Here is an 18,330-nt window from a genome sequence, read left to right on the forward strand (position 1 = left end):
ATACATCCTTCTAAAATTTTAATAATGCTAATGGTAGACCTTCCTCAGGTTCACTACTGTTTATTCTAAATCCCCATGCAAATACACCCTTGAGTCGTTCTACTTTAAAGTACTGTTTACTACCATCATTGAGTTTATAGATTTTTCCAGGTTCAATTTTATTGCGATCCACAAGATAGCTTTCTGCTATAATCACTTTGCTTTGATAAACATCATATTCATTCATAATGCCATTCATCTCTGCTTTACGCATTTTTTCTTTAAATAATTGTATTTCATGTCTTAGTTCTTGCTCGGACATTTCACTCATTTTCTTTTTATTCATTAGATATACCGCTTTCTTCTAATTTAGATTTAATTTTATCATAATTATAGCCTTTTCTCATGAGTGCCTCTATGGTTTTAATAACACTTTTATCACTGTCATATTTTCTACAATTTTTATTATAGACTTTCTCTAAATCACGTTGCAATAAATGGTCTAATGTTTCTTCGTCTTGAGAAAAATCTATTTCATTCATAACTAGTTGAATTGTTTCAAACTTATATCCTTTTTGGAGAAGTGACTGTGTTACTTTTTGCTTTACCTTTGCTTCAGGACCCTTTTTAGACTTCATCACTTTTTCAGCAACTTTGATGACGTCATCTAATGGTTGTTGTTGTTCATATGCTTCGACATATTTTTCAATAATCGTAACTTCAATACCTAATTGATAGAGTTTTTGTCTATATATTTCTGGTCCTTTATCTGTAGTGTGTATCATGGTGTTTTTTAAACTTTCTGCGTAGTCTTCATGATCAATAAATTTTTCCTTATAGCAATAGTCAATGACATCTTGAATAGCATTACTTTGAATATCGTTTTTTTCTAAATACTGTATAACTTCTCTTTCAGTACGTTTCTTATAAGACAAGTATTGAATTGCAAGATTAACACCTCGACGGTAGTGATCATATTCTTGAATATTCTGCATATCTGACGGTTCAAGTATTTGATCTTTTTTTAAGTTAAATTTAACTAATGTATCAATATCTATCCCCATTTCAAATTCTCCATCTAAAAAGAGATTAAAGCGTTCTTTATTCTTTTTTTGTACTTCTATTTTAGTTACCTTTGGCATTTTACTATCCCTACTTCTATATTCAAACGTTTTTCTTACATATATTATGACACATCATTAGATGTTTCATAAAAGACTTTGAATTTTATATCCCTACTTTATGCACTAAAAAAGGAGTAAAACAGATTTCATCCTGTCCTACTCCTTTAAATTTATTTAGCTATCGACTCAATATGTTTTAAAAGATTGATATAATATCATACATAAATGGTTAATAAAATATTGCTTCTATAAACTAATCCCATTATATTCATTCCATTTTTATTTGTTTAGTCGTTTAATTTCCAAGTTGAGACATAGCTTCTTGATATTGTGATTCACTAATAAAATTTTGTTGTTTCATTTTCTCTAAATTGGTTTTAACTCTATTGATGTAATTATTCGACATATCATTTACATCATACACACTTGGTGCATTTACTTTGCTTGCTAATATAGCACTTTGTAACACACTAATCTGACTCATATTTGAATTGTTTTTATCGACCGTTACACCAAAATAATGATTTGCAGCACCTTCTACAGTATATTGATTATCACCATAATAAATATTATTCATATAGAAACTTAAAATCTGATTTTTACTGTATTGCTTTTCAACTTTACGCGCTACAAACAATTCTTTGATTTTTCTTGTAAAGGATCGTTCATTATCGTAATAATAATTCTTTACAACTTGTTGCGTAATTGTACTTCCACCTTGCACATCTCTATCGCTAATAGTTGAAAACAATGCCCTTGTCGTTCCTTTTATATCAAAGCCATGATGTTTATAGAAACGCTCATCCTCCATTGAAATAAATGCGCCTTTTACATAGTTAGGCATATTTTCGGTAGCAACAAAATCGCTTTTATTTTCAATTGATTTTAAATCATCTACATTTGCTCTTGAAGAAATAAAGTACATGACACCAAAAAATATAATCAATAAAATTAATATAGTGATAATTGCTTTTAAGAAAATTCTTTTACTTTTTTTCTTTTTCGGTGGTTTCCCTATTGGTTGATAATATGTATTGTAATGAGGTCGTTGAGACTCATAACGTTGTTCAATATAATCATCCGTATATTTATCGCTTCTTTTCATGGGTTTTCTCCTTTTCTCAAACTCACCCTTTTAAAGTGAGTTTACCAATTGTTTAACCGTTTAGCTATAGTAAAGTTAAAAAATCAGTCCCAAGGTGTAGCAATAGTTCTAAGACTTAAGTACAGTCAAAAGTACAAATTATTCATTTAAACTCAAGTTGTCATTTCCAAGATATCATTTACCTATCAAAATTCAGTTTTTTATCATTTATTTAATGCCATAAAAAAGACTGTTGAAAAAGTCAAAAACTTTAACAACAGTCTTAATCAATAATTTAAAATCAAAATAATGAGTGCAGATTAGCTCATTATAAATACAATTTATGCTTCTAATTTTTTAACAATTTCTCTATTGAAGTCATCTAAATCATCAGGTACACGACTTGTTACAATGTTGTTGTCTACCACTACTGATTCATCTACAACATTCGCACCAGCATTTGATAAATCTTTGCGTACGTTAATAACACCCGTGATTGTACGTCCTTTTAAATCGTCAGTATCAACTAATACTAATGGTCCGTGACAAATTGCAAATGTTGGAACATCATTTTTAGTGAAATACTTAGCAAAAGTACCATAGCGACCTTCTTCATCACCACGTAAGTGGTCAGGTGAAAATCCACCAGGAATTAATAATGCATCATAATTTTCTGGTTTAGCATCAGCAATGCTAACATCTACAGTGACTTTCTCACCGTGTTTACCAACAACTTCATGGTTAGCTGTATCACCAATCACTTCTGTTTCAAATCCAGCATTTTCTAATGCTTCTTTAGGACTTGTTAATTCTATATCTTCAAATTCATCTGCTAGAATAATTGCTACTTTTTTTGCCATAATGTGACATCACCTTTCATTCATCTGTTTTTGAATCTAGATATAATATAGACAAAAAATTAGGGAGTTAAACATCTATTGCTAAATTTTTCAAATTAAAAAAGAGCTAAACTTATTAGTATTATTTACATTGTCATTCTCCAACCCCAACTTGCTTTGTCTGTTGAATTTCTCGCTGAAATTCTCTTTGTTGGGGCCTCAATACTAAAATATATGGAAACTTTTATGTATTAATTATTCAGTGGCTATACGTTAAGAAAGTCTAGGATTGTTATTGATGTCCTAGACTTTCTAAATAATTATTTTGAAACTTGTTTCACTTTTTCTTCCAACTGATCAAGTAAACCAATCCACTCATCAATATCTTCTACACGTACCTCATCCGGATTTACATGATCAATGTCTTCAATAAATTTGTTTAATCGTGTTTTAATTTGATCAATCGTTTGCTGTTCACTCATTAAATATTGGAACTCCTTTTTACTTGTATTTACTACGATAATATTATCCTAACAGAATTTGACAAAAAGCGATATAATCATAATAATATTCATTGTACATTTTGCACATAATCAAAACAAAGTAGATGGAAATTTTTTAATTTTAGGAGTAATAAATTATGATAATATCAAACAAATCCCCTATTTCTATCAACAATGATCCATGGGAAGCATATAATGATATTTTAGAACATAACCAATTAACATTAAGTAATATAGAATTTACAACTACAAATTTATGTAATATGCGTTGCAGTCATTGTGCAGTTGGTTACACTTTACAAACTAAAGATCCTGATCCTCTTCCGATGGATATCATCTATCGACGTTTGGACGAGATACCTAACTTAAGAACATTGTCTATTACAGGTGGAGAACCAATGTTTTCCAAAAAATCAATCAAAAACGTCGTTAAGCCTCTACTTAAGTATGCCAAACATCGTGGTATTTATGTTCAAATGAATTCAAATTTAACTTTACCTCAAGACCGGTATTTAGATATTGCAGAATACATAGATGTTATGCATATTTCACATAATTGGGGAACCATTCAAGAGTTTACTGATGTTGGCTTTGGTGCAATGAGAAAACAACCTCCTCTAAAAGCCAAGTTGAAATTATATGAGCAAATGCTTGAAAATTCCAGCACTTTATCAGACCAAGGCATGTTCGTATCGGCAGAAACAATGCTTAATCAAAGCACAGTCCCTTATCTAAGTAAAATACATAACGAAGTGGTAAATGACATGAAATGTAGCCGTCATGAGATTCACCCAATGTATCCATCTGATTTTGCTAGCCAATTAAATGTATTATCTCTTAAAGAAATGAAAGAAGCTATTCATCATTTGTTAGATATACGTGATGAAAACACATGGATGTTGTTTGGTACTCTACCTATCTATCCATGTTTAAATGATGAATATGATCAACATTTATTGCAACGTTTAAGAAAATCGAAGAATGTTACAATGAGAAATGACCCTGATGGTCGTAGCCGTTTGAATGTTAATGTATTTACTGGCGATGTTATTGTGACTGATTTTGGTGATGAAAATGGTACAATATCTAATATACAAAAGGATAAATTGACAGATGTATTCAACCAGTGGTTAAATACTGACCTTGCACAATCTTTAAATTGTCATTGTGCAGAATATCAATGTCTAGGTCCGAATGTTTTAGTTAAAAATATGTATTACCCAAATACTGATTTCAAGAAAAAAGAACAAATCATGCATCAACATCAAATATTTTCATAACAAAATTTTAGTATAAACAAACAGTAACCACCCTATGTTGTTTTCAACATTCATAGGGTGGTTACTGTTTTAATAAAAAGAAAAACTTTATTGTTAAAATTATATTATCTTATTATTTACATTAATTACTAAATTCTTACTTTTCGATATGTCTAACTCTAGATAAATATTCAATTGTATCTATACTTTCTTTACGACGTTCTTTACGTCTAGCAACACGTTGTGGCGCAGTTTCATGGAACCATTTTTCTACAGATGTTTCAGGTTCAACATCAGGTACTGATGTTGGTTTTCCATCACTATCCAATGCTACAAAAGTTAAAAAACTTAAAGCGGCCAAGTGGCGCTCGTTTTTATAAACATCATCAATAACAATTTGAACACATATCTCCATCGAACTTGTTCCTGCATAAGAAACCATTGCTTCATATGATAAAATATCTCCAGTTGTAATAGGTCTTAAAAAGTCAACAGAATCTGTTGATGCAGTAACAACTGGGTTGCCAGCGTGCTTCATAGCAGTAATAGCAGCTATTTCATCAATATTTGCCATTAAAGTTCCACCGAACATTGTGTGATGATGATTGGTATCTTGTGGATATACCTGTCTTGTTTTGATGCATTTAGCATCTGACATTTTTTTGCTTTTTCTATTTGTGTTAGCCATAAATCATAATCTCCCCAATTTATAATATTTAAACAAACTCCCAATTCATTTCAATAATTGATTGTTTATTTCACTTATACTATTTAGCCCAATTTCCATTTTTAAAAACTAATTCTTTTGTTTCATCTTGCAATATCCCATAAATTGTTAAATCAGGACTACCAATCATGAAATCTTCATGAATATTGGAATCATTGAGTCCATTTGCAATTTTTTCTTCTGTAGTCATTTCAGTACCACCTTTGATATTAAAACTATAAGCTGACCCTATAGCTAGGTGGCATGATGCATTTTCATCAAAAAGAGTGTTATAGAATATTGTGCGTCGATTTGATATTGGTGAATCATCGGGCACTAGTGCTACTTCACCTAATCTACAAGCACCTTCATCAGTTGCAATTAAATCTTTAAGTAATTTCTCACCTTTTTCTGCTTTGACATCAATTATCACACCATCTTTAAAAGTCAATGTAAACCCGTCTATAATGTTACCATTAAGATTTAAAGGTAATTTATTGGTTACATATCCATTAACATTGTTTCTATCTGGAGCTGTAAAAACTTCTTCTGTAGGGATATTAGCAATGAAAGGTTGACCGTCCCCATTTACATAACTTGTTGCATCTTCCCATATGTGTCCTTTAGGTAACCCTACTATTAAATCCGTGCCTTCTGATATGTAATGTAAAGCTTGATAGTTTTTCTCTTGTAATCGTTTAGCATGAACACTTAAATCTTTAATGTGTTTTTCCCAATTTTCAATTGGATTTTGTCCATCTACACGAACAATATCAAATACTTCATCAATGAATTTAATATATGCTGATTCAACATCCAACTCTGGATAGACACGACGTGCCCAATCCCTAGTAGGGAACGCAGCCACTACCCATGGAAATTGGTTTTTTTGACTTGCTTCCATATATGGTTTAAATCCTTTTGAGTATACAGTTTGATACGCTTTTAACTTTTGCGCATCTATTCCATTTAATAGCTCTGGATCTTCAGCAATGAGCGCCAAGTTCGCTGCGCCACGATTAACATAATCCAGACGCTCTTCAATATCATATTGTTTGAGTTCTTGTTTTTCAAAGTGTTCAACTGATTCGTTTTCAAATTTTAATCTTTTTAATTTCGGGTCTGTGTAGCTCACTCGAACATCTTCTGCCCCTGCTTTATATGCTTCCTCGACGATTAAATGAGTTAATTCTAACGCTTCAACAGATGAACGTATAAAAACAGGTTGCTGTGGTTGTACATTCATTCCCACTCTTACTAATAATTCTGCATATTGTTTTAACTTATTATGATAATTCGTCATATTAATCCTCCATATCTTGTCTAAGCTGTCCTAAATGGTCAGCAATAGCCGTAACCTCACTAGGCGAGAATGAATCTTTAGACATTACGAATTCATATATTTCGCTTATGTCTTGATGAGGTGTTGATTTAAATTTTTCCGGATTAAGTAATGCTTGATTTACAATATTTAATTTTTGTCTTATATTAGAAATCATTTCTTCATTAGATAATGACATTTAATTCACCTCTTTAGTTCAATATTCTATCAAATTATCATAGTTTGTTAAACTTTGATAGAATTTGAGGTTAAGTACTTTCTTATTGTTTAGATAGTATATAAAATGGGCATATAAATACATAGTTTGGAGTGATACTAATGATACATGTAGCATTTGTATGTCTCGGTAATATATGTCGTTCTCCAATGGCTGAGGCTATCATGAGACAAAGACTACAAGAAAGAGGTATTTCAGATATAAAAGTTCATTCTAGAGGAACAGGACGTTGGAATTTAGGCGAACCTCCACATAACGGAACACAAAAAATTCTACAGAAGTACCATATTCCTTATGATGGTATGGTGAGTGAACTTTTCGAACCTGATGATGATTTTGACTATATTATTGCTATGGACCAAAGTAACGTAGACAATATCAAACAAATCAATCCAAATTTACAAGGACAATTGTTCAAATTGCTAGAATTTAGTAACATGGAAGAGAGTGATGTACCAGATCCATACTACACAAATAATTTTGAAGGTGTTTTCGAGATGGTGCAATCATCTTGTGATAATTTAATAGACTACATCGTAAAAGATGCAAATTTGAAAGAGAGGTAATTCAACTATGGAAAATAAATTAGTACCTGGTATTTTAATTGGTGCCGTAATTGGTGGCGCGGCTGCTCTTGCTGATAAATCTACACGTCATTCTTTAAAACAATCATTCAAAGACATCAAAGAAGGAAATCGTACACGTAAACCTTCAAAAATAAGTAGCATCAAAGATGAAGTAATGTATTGGAAAGATACATTAGATGAAATACGTCGTAATAATCCTGAATTAGAACGTTCTATTAAAGATGCCAAAGAAACTTTTGTAAATCGTAAAAATCAACGCTTAGGTAAATAAACTTTCAAATGCGTAGCATTTTCAGAGAAAGTAGGACATCAATTGGAAAATGTACGCATATAAGTTTATGATATTTAATAACTATGAAGTGGAACGGAATTCATTTTAGATGGATTCTGCTCCACTCTTTTTATCTTTATTGATTATAAACTTTACAATAATTGTTAAATTTTGACTCGCACTTGTTTAATACTTTAACTCATGTTAAAAACTATAAATCAATATTTAAAAACTATTGCCTTTCTATTTAATTTAGGCCAAAATAATCATTGAGTGTTAAAAATACATTACTTTTTAAAGGGTATTGGATTTATCATATATAAATAAAACCATATTTGTTTTACTATACCGCAAATACGGGAATATCAATTTTAAAAGTAAAACATAAAAAGCAAAGGAGATTGTTATGTCAAAAAAAGAGAAAACAACTTCTAAATATCTTAATTCAATAGAAGATAAAGAGCATAAAAAGAATAAAAAAATAGAAGTTGACCGTACATATATAGAACCTCAAGAATTCCAATCTAAGAAACCTAAAAAAAAGAATCAAGTATTTTTTGTTTCCCGGCTGAATAAACCAGCAAAATACACCGAAAACTCTAATTTCTTTTCTTACCTGATTTATAGGATAGGTAAAGATGACGCTGCAGGTTTAGCAGCACAGATGACATATCATTTTGTATTAGCACTTTTCCCAATGCTAATTTTTTTACTTACGCTACTTGGTCAATTTATCACGATTGATGCTAATCAGATTAATCAAAAAGTAAGTCAATATGTCCCTGATCAAGAAACAGCTAGCATCGTTGGTGGAATTGTTAAAGATATCTCTGACACTGCCAGTGGAGGTATTTTGTCAGTTGGGTTAATTTTAGCTATTTGGTCAGCATCAAATGGAATGTCCGCTATTATTAACTCATTTAATGTTGCTTATGACGTTGAGGATTCTCGAAACGGTGTAGTAGTTAAATTATTAAGTATTCTATATACACTTGTTTTAGGTGCAGTATTTGTTGTTGCTGTAGTACTTATAACACTAGGTCCAGTCATTAATAAATTTTTATTTGGACCACTAGGTATTGATAATCAAATTGAATGGATTTTTAATTTAGTACGAATTGTTATTCCATTGATTATTATTTTCATCATATTTACTGTACTTTATTCAGTTGCACCTAATGTTAAAACAAAATTACGTTCTGTTATTCCTGGCGCTATTTTCACTTCCATTATTTGGTTACTAGGGTCCTTTGCATTCGGTTACTATATTTCAAACTTTAGTAACTATTCGAAAACATACGGAAGTTTAGCTGGTATTATCATTTTATTCTTATGGTTGTATATCACAAGCTTTATTATTATTATCGGTGCTGAAATCAATGCAATTATTCACCAAAGAAAAGTCATAGCTGGTCACACGCCTGAAGAAGCCGCTATTAAACATGATGATAACAATGAAAATCACTATAACGAAAATACGACTTATGAATACTATGAAGATAGCAAAGATGTAGATATCTCTAATGAAGATGACACGTATAATATCAATCATCAATCTAAAGAAGAACATCACACAAGCGACTGATAATATTGAAAGGCGAAAGTATCGATAGATGTATCTTTACTTTCGCCTTTAATAATTTATTGAATTAAATTATGCTGGAACGCATATATTACTGCTTGTGTTCGATCTTGTACTTCTAATTTACTTAGTATGTTACTTACATGAGTTTTTACTGTTTTGATGGTGATATGAGAGGCGCTTGCAATCTCTTGGTTAGAGTATCCTTTAGCTATAAGTAATAGGATCTCCATTTCTCTTTCTGTCAACATTTCATAAAGCTCGGCACGTTTTTTCATACGATTGCGCATTTTTACTAACACTTCTGGTTCAAATACTGATTCACCTTCATACGTTTTACGCACAGCGTCAGCTATATCACTTGCACTTGTTGTCTTTAAAATATAACTATCTACTCCAGAATCAAGTGCACGATAAACTTCTTTATCCTCTATAAAGCTTGTTAACATGACTACTTTAATTTGAGGTAAATCTTTTTTTATTTCAGTAGTTGCTTCTACACCATCCATATCGTCCATAAGTAAATCCATTAATATTAAATCTGGTTTTAGCTCATGCGCTTTGGTGATAGCATCTTTACCAGAAGCACCCTCACCTACTACTTCTATATCTTCTTGAGTTGAAAGATAGCTTGAAATACCGATTCTTACCATTTCATGATCATCAACAAATAAAACTTTAATCGCCACTTGAATTCTCCTCCTTATTCAATGGTGCCTTAACTTCAATTCGTGTACCTGAATCAGGTAAAGATACAATATGAAACGTCGCACCAATTTCTAACGCTCGTTCTCGCATATTTTTCAAACCATAACTTTGTTCAAATTTTTCATCTACATTAAACCCTTTTCCATTATCTTGAATTCTTAGTAAAAGATAATCCTCTTGATTAAATAATTCCACAGTTACTTTTGTACCATTTGAATGTCTCAATGTATTTGAAATAGCTTCTTGTGTAATTCTGAACAAGTGATCTTCAATGCCTTTTGGCACTTCAAAATCTTGAATTTCATGCACAACTTTCATTGGTACTTTCTTTTGTAAATCGATGACTAAATCTTTAATTCCTTCACCTAAAGACTTATCTTTTAAACCTATCGGTCTTAAATGTAATAACAAAGCTCTCATTTCAAGTTGTGAGTCTTGAACCATTTTTTCAAGAATTGGTATCTGTTGATTTAAAGGTGGTTCTAATTTCGACTCTTTTATCGCCGATAGCATCATGCTCGCAGCAAATAATTGTTGACTAACAGAATCATGTAATTCCCTGGCAAGTCGTTGTCGCTCATCTTCGATAATCTTTTTGACTTTTACATCATTAATATTGTAGTTTTCATTAGTTAAATTTTGAGTCTTCATTCTAAGTCGATGTAATTCTTGATTTAATGGAACTAGTGTATGATAAATATCTATCGTTTCTGTATATAATTCGATATTTTGATCATTGATACCTACTGTTTGTCCTTCTATTGATCTTTCTATTTGTGAAATAATCCAATCATTTTGTTGATTAATTTTATAAGCTAAAACAGATCCAACTATAATACATAAAAGAACAATTAATAAATTTAAAAATAGAAAAACAGGTATTCCAAATATTTGTGTATAAAACATCCCCTGAAAAAAGATAATATTTACAAACACTTTATCAATAAATAAAAAAGCAATAAGCATACTATATACTAATATAAGCATTGAGCCTATAGCTCTTATGTAGTGATTCATCTGTAAATCACCTCTACGTCTCCAATGAATGATGAAACGTAAACATTAACAGTATAATTATCATCTTTCGTTTTTTCTTCAATTTGAACATGGTTATTCTCAATCTTATAAGATTTATCGTTCACATAAGCAGTGCCGTAGAAGAGAGTCGCATGTAAATTTATATTATAATTAAGAGGTACAACTACTTGTACTTTACCTAAAATATGACGCACAACTATGGTATTTGTTTCCTTAATATTTGCCGCTTTTGTCATATCAATGTGTATGTCTCCTATACCGTGTTGAATCTGTACGTCTTCCCATTTATATACATACACTGGTGTATGTTGTTCACCAAACCATTTTTGCTTAATAAAAATGGGTGATGTGATGTCTTCATCTGTAGCAATCACTTTTAATGGTTTAAACTTATAAACCAAATAACGTATGATGACTACAATTAAAAATATAAATAGAATAATAATCGTGTACTTATTAGACAAAAGTGTAAAAGCAATTAATAAGGTTCCTATCCAAAAAGATAGTAGTCCTCTTACTTTATGAAAATACACATACCCTACATATACAAGTACACATCCTAATAGGAGTACTAGTAAAAAGCCAATTTTTTCAAAAAATATATAGTAAAAATTAGCAATAATCATTAAAGCAGTAAAAATAATCAACATTTCAGTTGATATATATTTGCGTGTCATATTTCGCCACCTTTCTATGCTACAGCACTCATATGATATATAAAGTGGAATGCTTCTTCAGTAGTTATTTTCATTCTAGATTGTAAATTTATATCCGCTTCAATTCTCGCATAATAAGACTCAGCATCATTTAATTGTGATTTAATCATATCAATATCATTATCATGTATTTCCTCAGCACAATAGATTGCTTGATTGTTTACTAAATCTATATATTTATTTTCTAATGAGAGCGTGAGGGTGTCAATTAACTTCTTTAATTGTAATCTTTTTTCTCTTAAATAATTAATATAAGTATCAATATTTTTAATTTGCTTATCTAATGACATTTTATAGTCATTGATACTTTTTTTAGTAATTCGTTTTATAAATTGTTGTAAATATAAATCTAAAATATTCAATGATATCACCTCGTCACTGATTAAGCTTTATTATAAAACAATTCCGAAACCTAATGAAATAGGCTTCGGAACCATATATGCTTCATACTTTAGTCTGACGAGATATGAAAAAAGTAAATCATAATCTTAATTTCTAATTTGAATTACTAATATTTAATTAATCATCAATCTTAGTTGTAAGTAACGGACCATCTTTTGTAACTATAACCGTGTGTTCAATTTGAGCGACATAACTTTTATCTTTAGTTTCAAAAGCCCATTCATTTTTACCTTCAGTTACAAATGTAGCATGTGTTGATATGAATGGTTCTACTGCAATGACTTGCCCTTCTTTTAATAATGTTTTATCTTTAGGATCAAAATAATTCATGACATGATTAGGTGCCTCATGAAGTGATTGTCCAACACCATGTCCAGTTAAATTTTTAATCACAGTCAAGTCATTTTGGCGTGCAGTTGCATGAACAGCTTTTCCAATATTACTCAATTTTGTACCTGGTTTCACCTTTTTCATAGCATTTTCAAAAGCCATTGTGGCTACGTCACAAACCTTTTGTTTAAGTGGTTGATCTGATTTCCCTACAACAAATGAAATTCCAGTGTCAGCATAGTACCCATTTTTTAAAGCTGATACATCAATATTAACTAGGTCACCTTCATGAATTACTCGTTTACCAGGGATTCCATGCGCGACCTCTTCGTTAACACTAATGCAAGTTTGACCTGGGAAGTTTTCATCGTGAATAGGCGCTGATATCGCCCCATGCTCTTCAAATAAATCTTTGGCAATGTGATCTAATTCACGGGTAGTCACTCCAGGTTTAGTAGCTTCTTTCATAGTATCTCTGACTTTTGCACAAATGTAACCTATTTCTTTTAACGCTTGTAATTCTTCATCAGTTTTAACAATCATTTTATCCCGTTCCTTTATAAATTATATTACATCTTATTATAGCAAAAATTTTTTGATATACTAAATATGAATGTATAACGATTCGTAATAGTTAAATTAATTTTCAAAGAAAGAGAATTTGTCTAAAGTAAAGTCTTTTCGAATTTCCTTTTCTTAAGAGGAGTCAGTATGATATGAATGATAAATGGTATAGACATATAATTGGAGCGCGAACTATTAAAACTGGTTTGGCTACTTTTTTTACGTCTTTATTTTGTATGTTGTTAAACCTCACTCCAATTTTTGCCATACTTACTGCAATTGTTACAATTGAACCTACTGCTAAAGCATCATTAAAAAAGGGGTATAAAAGGTTGCCAGCAACAGTTATTGGTGCGTTATTTGCTGTTGTCTTTACATATGTCTTCGGTGATCAATCACCGTTAAGTTATGCTTTAAGTGCTACATTTACCATTCTGATATGCACTAAACTTAATTTACAGGTAGGAACAACTGTCGCAGTATTAACTTCCGTTGCAATGATTCCAGGTATACATGAAGCATATGTGTTCAATTTCTTTTCACGGTTACTTACAGCTCTTATAGGACTTGTTACAGCTGGATTAGTCAATTTTATCATCTTACCACCTAAGTATTATCATCAACTTGAAGAGCAATTAGCCCTTAGTGAGAAAAAAATGTATCGTTTATTTTATGAACGCTGTAATGAGTTATTATTAGGAAAATTCAGCTCGGAAAAGACTAGTAAAGAATTATCAAAATTAAATATTATTGCTCAAAAAGTTGAAACATTAATGAGTTATCAAAGGGATGAACTTCATTATCATAAAAATGAAGATAATTGGAAATTATTAAATCGCCTTACAAATCGCGCTTATAACAACCGTTTATTTATTTCACATTTATCTAACATTATTTATTTACCCAAACATACGTCTATTGCTTTTGATGCTAATGAGAAGATAGCATTGATTAATATTAGTAATAGTATTAATGGCATCATTCAAAAAGGAAGCTTTGCACGTCAAAAAAAATCTATTGCAACACTAAAGTCTTCTGTTAAACAGATGGATGAGTTTGACCAAAATCAAATGAAAAGTACACTCATATATGAAATTCTACTCATATACAAAATTTTAGATTCACGTTATGCAAAATAATATGACGTTAAAACTAATTACTTTATTACATATATATAAATTATTTCGTATGATAAAAAGCCGTAGAACAAAGTTTATCTACGGCTCTTTTGATACATAGAAATAGACGCATAAATCTCTTTAATACATTGAATTTGAATGTTTGGCTAACTATTCGTCTACACCTTCACCTATCGTCACGCTCGTAACAAATCCATGTGTCACTTTGTATTGTAATTTAATCATTTTACCGTGATAGACATATATACCGTCTTCTGGATATTGTGAATCATTGCTTGTATGTGGAATATGATTCAATCTCTCATTTGGGTATGCATCTTTCATACTTTCAAGTGATAGTGATTGATTATTAATACTGAAACGTACACTTATCGCTGTATGATTGCTTGTAGCTCTAATTTCTTGATCATAAACCTTTTTGTATTCAATATCATTAGTATCATCTTGCTGAATCTGATAACCATTAATATTTAAATGACCATTATCTAGGGAATTAATAAATTGAGGTTGAGTTAAAAATGTTGGATTTTCACCAGCCTCACCTTCTAAAGAAAAGCTATGAGATTGTTTGGTTTCGTTTGTTTGGTGATGCTTTTCTAAGTAAGTATGTGCTTGTGCGACATGTGAAAACGGAAAGGCTAACGTTAAAGCAGCTAGTGTCAATGACGTCAATTTAAAAATCTTCATATTTTCACTCCTATATTTATTGTATGGTTCAATTACAGTTTAACAATAAGTATATGTTTCAAAGTGTTTTTTTCATATGTAATAGAAATTAGCACCTGAGTGTCTATGTTTCAAGATTAATGAACATTAACGTTTCCTAAATGTATATCTAAAGGTGCTACGTATAAATATAGAAGACATTGTTTTTTCATCTCAACACATCCCACTTTCCACATTTTCTTTAGCGTTTTAGAAGGAAATGCTCATCACTTTGTTCATGACCTTTTGTTAATTAACCATCGGCATAAGTTATTTACAATTCAGTCATTAACTGCTAATACGTTAAAATGCCCCTAGAACATGCATTAATGTTCTAGAGGCATTAATATAATAAGTCTTTATACAAATAACTAATTATCGTCATGATTAACAATAATTATTAAAAATTAAGTTATATTGAGTTATTTTTTATTTTCTTTTGCACGTTTAATAAGAACTTGCTTAGCAGCTTCTTCCTCTGTGTTATCGATCTTCTTAGGCTCAAATAGTATCCCTTTTCTTTCACATGCTTTCTCAAGTAGATAATCAGTTATTTCATGATTTTTTGGTAAAATTGGGCCGTGAAGATAAGAACCTAATAGATTTTTATAGTGTATACCTTCTTTTCGATCGTTATCATTATTACCATAACCATACGTTACTCGGCCTAATGTTCCATACGGATGATATGTTCTACCACCATGATTTTCAAATCCAACAATCGTGCCAAAAGTATCACTCTCTATAATGATATCTCCAGTTAAGCGTTCTTTTTTAGACTCGGTATAGAAGTCAAGAACACCCAATCCTTCTAACTCGGTACCATCAGGAGTAATATACTTATGACCTAAAAATTGATAACCACCGCATATAGTTAACCCAGGCATACCATCTTCAATTGCATTTTTTAAAGAAGTTTTAATTTTACTTAATTCTTTCGTGGCAAGCGCTTGTTCCCTATCACTCCCACCACCAATGAAGAAAATATCACAATCATCAAATGTGACTCCCTCAGTCTCATTGATTTCTTTAACATTTATCTTAATATTTCTTTTTTTAGCTCTTTGTTTTAATGCCATGATATTACCAATATCACTGTATAAATTAAGCTTATCTGACATGAAATGATAAACCGTTAGTTCATTCATCTTACGATTGCCCTCCTTCAAATGAGCGATTAAGTTGTTCAAGCATTGGTGTTAATGATGTATAGTTTGGAATTGCTACCGTAAATGAACTGTATTTCATAGTTAATGCAGTCGCTTTGTAGATATCCTTTTCAACCTTAATAGGCACTTCAACTTCAGCAAGTTTGAGACGTAATTGTAGTTCCTCAGCACGTGTACCACTTACAATGATAGCTTCGATATCTTGGGTAGCTAGCTTTTCAAAGTCTGCATCGTATATCCATGAAATATCTCGACCATCTGCCGCGTTGTCATTAAGACTAATAACATAAATTTTTTTATCATCAATTTGCTCGCCTACTGATAGACTTGCATTCATTCCAGCTGGATTTTTTGCTAGATTAATCATAGCTTCCTTCTTATTTTTTGAAAAATACTGCATGCGACCATTATCAGACGTATATGTTTCAAATCCTTTGCGTATTGCATCATCATTTAATCCTAATTCTCTTAATACGGTATAGGCTGCTATTGCATTATAAGAATTAAAATCTCCTGCAATTTTCATATTAAACTCACTTTGGTTTATTATCATTTTTAAGAATGGTGAAGCATCAAATGATGACACTTCATATGTAGGTTCTTCTCGCTTAAATCCACATTCACAGTGATAATGTCCAATTTGATTATAATGTATATAGTCATATTGCAATAATCGTCCACAATTAGGACAATATTTACTTTCATTCATTGTACTTTGTTCAAAGTCATGCGCAAATTTTTTCATTCCGTAATACACAATGGAATGACTTGCAATTTTCAAGCGACTCACAAACGGATCATCTGCATTTAATAATAATTTTATCCCTTTGTTACTTATTGATTTTGCAATATTATCAACCATAATATCGATTTCACCAAATCGATCCATTTGATCTCTAAAGAAATTTGTAAACACCATCATAGAAGGTGTGACTTCGTTTAAAACACGTGGAATAGATCCTTCGTCTATTTCAATTATCGCAATATTAGTATTCTTAGAGCTTTGCATAATAAAAGCAGAAGTTATCCCTGCTGCCATATTTGCTCCTTCATTATTGTGAATAATGTTTATTTGATTTTTCTTTAATGTATGTCCAATTAAGTTAGATGTAGTCGTTTTACCATTAGTCCCACTTATAAAAACAATGTCATCTACTTGTTTAGCTAATTTTCTTAAAATATTATGATCCACACGTCTTGCAATCTGTCCCGGCAAGTCTGTACCCTTTTTACCTACAGCTATACTTGCTTTCCTTGCTAACTTAGCCATGTGGGTTGCAGTCCATTGTCTCATGCGTTTCCTCCTCCAATTTGCACTCGAGTAATTATAACACGTAAATGGTATAACAAAAAAGATTCTCAACTAAGATATGTTATTCATTAATCAAATTAGAATAATTATTAATAAGAACGACAATCACTATATCTAAATTAGAATAATTATTATTTGCTATTGAGAAAAGTTTTGTTATAATATAAAAGAATCTTATTTTTATTTATACGGGGTGATTGAAGATGTTAAGTAAAGAACTATTAGCAGCTTTAAATGAACAGATGAATCAAGAATATTTTGCAGCGCATGCATATATGGCAATGGCAGCATACTGTGACAAAGAATCTTATGACGGATTTGCAAATTTTTATATAGAACAAGCTAAAGAGGAACGTTTCCACGGTAAAAAAATCTATGACTATATCAATGATCGTGGCGAACATGCCATCTTTGATACAATTAAAGCTCCTAAAGTAGAATTTTCTTCTATTTTAGAAACATTTAAAGATAGTTTAGCTCAAGAACGTGATGTTACTCAACGTTTCTATAATCTATCAGAATTAGCTCGGAATGATAAAGATTATGCTACAATTTCATTTTTAAATTGGTTCTTAGATGAACAAGTTGAAGAAGAATCTACATTTGAAACTCATATAGATTACCTTACTCGTATTGGCGATGATTGTAATACACTTTACCTATATGAAAAAGAATTAGCAGCGCGTTCATTCAACGAACAATAAATACAACAACTTATTCCTAAATATTGTGTTATTTTCCCTTAAATCTCCTC

22 protein-coding genes are annotated in these 18,330 nt (G+C 30.9%); 6 read left to right on the forward strand and 16 right to left on the reverse strand.

The window, feature by feature from the left end; genetic code table 11:
- Nucleotides 1–10: 10 nt before the first annotated feature.
- The 5 genes from AC1Q7N_RS06605 to AC1Q7N_RS06625 all read right to left on the reverse strand — a co-directional run bounded on the left by AC1Q7N_RS06605 (nucleotide 11) and on the right by AC1Q7N_RS06625 (nucleotide 3,508).
- A complete protein-coding gene (locus AC1Q7N_RS06605; protein ID WP_001830430.1) occupies nucleotides 11–325 on the reverse strand; it encodes a YfhH family protein in 315 nt (104 codons plus the stop codon).
- Nucleotides 318–1,121 (reverse strand): recombination regulator RecX, encoded by an 804-nt coding sequence (gene recX, locus AC1Q7N_RS06610; protein WP_001830417.1) that lies wholly within the window; start codon nucleotides 1,119–1,121, stop codon nucleotides 318–320. Before recX ends, AC1Q7N_RS06605 begins: the two co-directional genes overlap by 8 nt.
- A gap of 277 nt (nucleotides 1,122–1,398) precedes the next feature.
- The gene (gene sgtB / locus AC1Q7N_RS06615) at nucleotides 1,399–2,208 is read right to left on the reverse strand and encodes a monofunctional peptidoglycan glycosyltransferase SgtB (RefSeq protein WP_001830409.1); all 810 of its coding nucleotides are present in this window, start codon (nucleotides 2,206–2,208) and stop codon (nucleotides 1,399–1,401) included.
- A 320-nt stretch (nucleotides 2,209–2,528) separates the two neighbouring features.
- Entirely contained in the window at nucleotides 2,529–3,047 is a 519-nt protein-coding gene (locus tag AC1Q7N_RS06620) for a type 1 glutamine amidotransferase domain-containing protein (RefSeq protein ID WP_001830414.1), read from the reverse strand.
- Between the two features lie 299 nt (nucleotides 3,048–3,346).
- On the reverse strand, nucleotides 3,347–3,508 hold the full coding sequence (locus AC1Q7N_RS06625) for an SE1561 family protein (RefSeq protein ID WP_001830395.1): 162 nt from the start codon (nucleotides 3,506–3,508) through the stop codon (nucleotides 3,347–3,349).
- Between the two features lie 158 nt (nucleotides 3,509–3,666).
- On the opposite strand from AC1Q7N_RS06625, the gene yfkAB reads away from it, so the two are divergent.
- Nucleotides 3,667–4,809, forward strand: coding sequence for a radical SAM/CxCxxxxC motif protein YfkAB (gene yfkAB, locus AC1Q7N_RS06630; RefSeq protein WP_001830386.1), 1,143 nt, complete (start codon nucleotides 3,667–3,669; stop codon nucleotides 4,807–4,809).
- 136 nt (nucleotides 4,810–4,945) lie between these two features.
- Here yfkAB and AC1Q7N_RS06635 read toward each other — a convergent pair whose 3' ends face one another.
- The 3 genes from AC1Q7N_RS06635 to AC1Q7N_RS06645 all read right to left on the reverse strand — a co-directional run bounded on the left by AC1Q7N_RS06635 (nucleotide 4,946) and on the right by AC1Q7N_RS06645 (nucleotide 7,014).
- Nucleotides 4,946–5,476: an acyl-CoA thioesterase gene (locus AC1Q7N_RS06635; RefSeq protein WP_001830371.1), complete on the reverse strand. Its 531-nt coding sequence runs from the start codon at nucleotides 5,474–5,476 to the stop codon at nucleotides 4,946–4,948.
- A 79-nt stretch (nucleotides 5,477–5,555) separates the two neighbouring features.
- Nucleotides 5,556–6,797 (reverse strand): aminopeptidase, encoded by a 1,242-nt coding sequence (locus AC1Q7N_RS06640; protein WP_001832467.1) that lies wholly within the window; start codon nucleotides 6,795–6,797, stop codon nucleotides 5,556–5,558.
- Nucleotide 6,798: 1 nt separating this feature from the next.
- Nucleotides 6,799–7,014, reverse strand: coding sequence for a DUF1128 domain-containing protein (locus AC1Q7N_RS06645; protein WP_001830421.1), 216 nt, complete (start codon nucleotides 7,012–7,014; stop codon nucleotides 6,799–6,801).
- A 140-nt stretch (nucleotides 7,015–7,154) separates the two neighbouring features.
- Between AC1Q7N_RS06645 and AC1Q7N_RS06650 the strand changes: the two genes are divergently transcribed.
- The 3 genes from AC1Q7N_RS06650 (at nucleotide 7,155) to AC1Q7N_RS06660 (ending at nucleotide 9,496) form a co-directional block, all read left to right on the forward strand.
- Nucleotides 7,155–7,619 carry a low molecular weight protein-tyrosine-phosphatase gene (locus tag AC1Q7N_RS06650; RefSeq protein ID WP_001830437.1) on the forward strand — a complete coding sequence of 155 codons (465 nt, stop codon included), beginning with the start codon at nucleotides 7,155–7,157 and terminating at the stop codon, nucleotides 7,617–7,619.
- A gap of 7 nt (nucleotides 7,620–7,626) precedes the next feature.
- Entirely contained in the window at nucleotides 7,627–7,911 is a 285-nt protein-coding gene (locus AC1Q7N_RS06655; protein ID WP_001830401.1) for a YtxH domain-containing protein, read from the forward strand.
- A gap of 406 nt (nucleotides 7,912–8,317) precedes the next feature.
- Nucleotides 8,318–9,496, forward strand: a complete 1,179-nt coding sequence (locus tag AC1Q7N_RS06660) for a YihY/virulence factor BrkB family protein (RefSeq protein WP_001830411.1) — start codon at nucleotides 8,318–8,320, stop codon at nucleotides 9,494–9,496.
- 56 nt (nucleotides 9,497–9,552) lie between these two features.
- On the opposite strand, the gene vraR is transcribed toward AC1Q7N_RS06660, so the two are convergent.
- From vraR to map, 5 genes are all read right to left on the reverse strand, one after another.
- Nucleotides 9,553–10,182: a response regulator transcription factor VraR gene (gene vraR / locus AC1Q7N_RS06665; protein ID WP_001830439.1), complete on the reverse strand. Its 630-nt coding sequence runs from the start codon at nucleotides 10,180–10,182 to the stop codon at nucleotides 9,553–9,555.
- Nucleotides 10,172–11,218 (reverse strand): sensor histidine kinase VraS, encoded by a 1,047-nt coding sequence (gene vraS / locus AC1Q7N_RS06670; protein WP_001830374.1) that lies wholly within the window; start codon nucleotides 11,216–11,218, stop codon nucleotides 10,172–10,174. The genes vraR and vraS overlap by 11 nt, the downstream gene beginning before the upstream one ends.
- Entirely contained in the window at nucleotides 11,215–11,916 is a 702-nt protein-coding gene (vraT, locus tag AC1Q7N_RS06675; RefSeq protein WP_002457093.1) for a cell wall-active antibiotics response protein VraT, read from the reverse strand. Before vraT ends, vraS begins: the two co-directional genes overlap by 4 nt.
- Nucleotides 11,917–11,930: 14 nt before the next feature.
- Entirely contained in the window at nucleotides 11,931–12,317 is a 387-nt protein-coding gene (locus tag AC1Q7N_RS06680) for a hypothetical protein (protein ID WP_001830382.1), read from the reverse strand.
- Between the two features lie 157 nt (nucleotides 12,318–12,474).
- On the reverse strand, nucleotides 12,475–13,230 hold the full coding sequence (gene map / locus AC1Q7N_RS06685) for a type I methionyl aminopeptidase (protein ID WP_001830397.1): 756 nt from the start codon (nucleotides 13,228–13,230) through the stop codon (nucleotides 12,475–12,477).
- Between the two features lie 173 nt (nucleotides 13,231–13,403).
- Between map and AC1Q7N_RS06690 the strand changes: the two genes are divergently transcribed.
- The gene (locus tag AC1Q7N_RS06690; protein ID WP_002457091.1) at nucleotides 13,404–14,390 is read left to right on the forward strand and encodes an FUSC family protein; all 987 of its coding nucleotides are present in this window, start codon (nucleotides 13,404–13,406) and stop codon (nucleotides 14,388–14,390) included.
- A 150-nt stretch (nucleotides 14,391–14,540) separates the two neighbouring features.
- Here AC1Q7N_RS06690 and isaB read toward each other — a convergent pair whose 3' ends face one another.
- The 3 genes from isaB to murT all read right to left on the reverse strand — a co-directional run bounded on the left by isaB (nucleotide 14,541) and on the right by murT (nucleotide 17,558).
- On the reverse strand, nucleotides 14,541–15,077 hold the full coding sequence (isaB, locus tag AC1Q7N_RS06695; protein ID WP_001830372.1) for an immunodominant staphylococcal antigen IsaB family protein: 537 nt from the start codon (nucleotides 15,075–15,077) through the stop codon (nucleotides 14,541–14,543).
- A gap of 440 nt (nucleotides 15,078–15,517) precedes the next feature.
- Nucleotides 15,518–16,243, reverse strand: coding sequence for a lipid II isoglutaminyl synthase subunit GatD (gene gatD, locus AC1Q7N_RS06700; RefSeq protein WP_001832482.1), 726 nt, complete (start codon nucleotides 16,241–16,243; stop codon nucleotides 15,518–15,520).
- 1 nt (nucleotide 16,244) lies between these two features.
- Nucleotides 16,245–17,558: a lipid II isoglutaminyl synthase subunit MurT gene (gene murT / locus AC1Q7N_RS06705; RefSeq protein WP_001830445.1), complete on the reverse strand. Its 1,314-nt coding sequence runs from the start codon at nucleotides 17,556–17,558 to the stop codon at nucleotides 16,245–16,247.
- 221 nt (nucleotides 17,559–17,779) lie between these two features.
- Between murT and ftnA the strand changes: the two genes are divergently transcribed.
- Nucleotides 17,780–18,280 (forward strand): H-type ferritin FtnA, encoded by a 501-nt coding sequence (gene ftnA, locus AC1Q7N_RS06710; protein ID WP_001830392.1) that lies wholly within the window; start codon nucleotides 17,780–17,782, stop codon nucleotides 18,278–18,280.
- Nucleotides 18,281–18,330 lie beyond the last annotated feature (50 nt).

This window comes from Staphylococcus sp. GW823-FHT05F06, assembly GCF_058795495.1.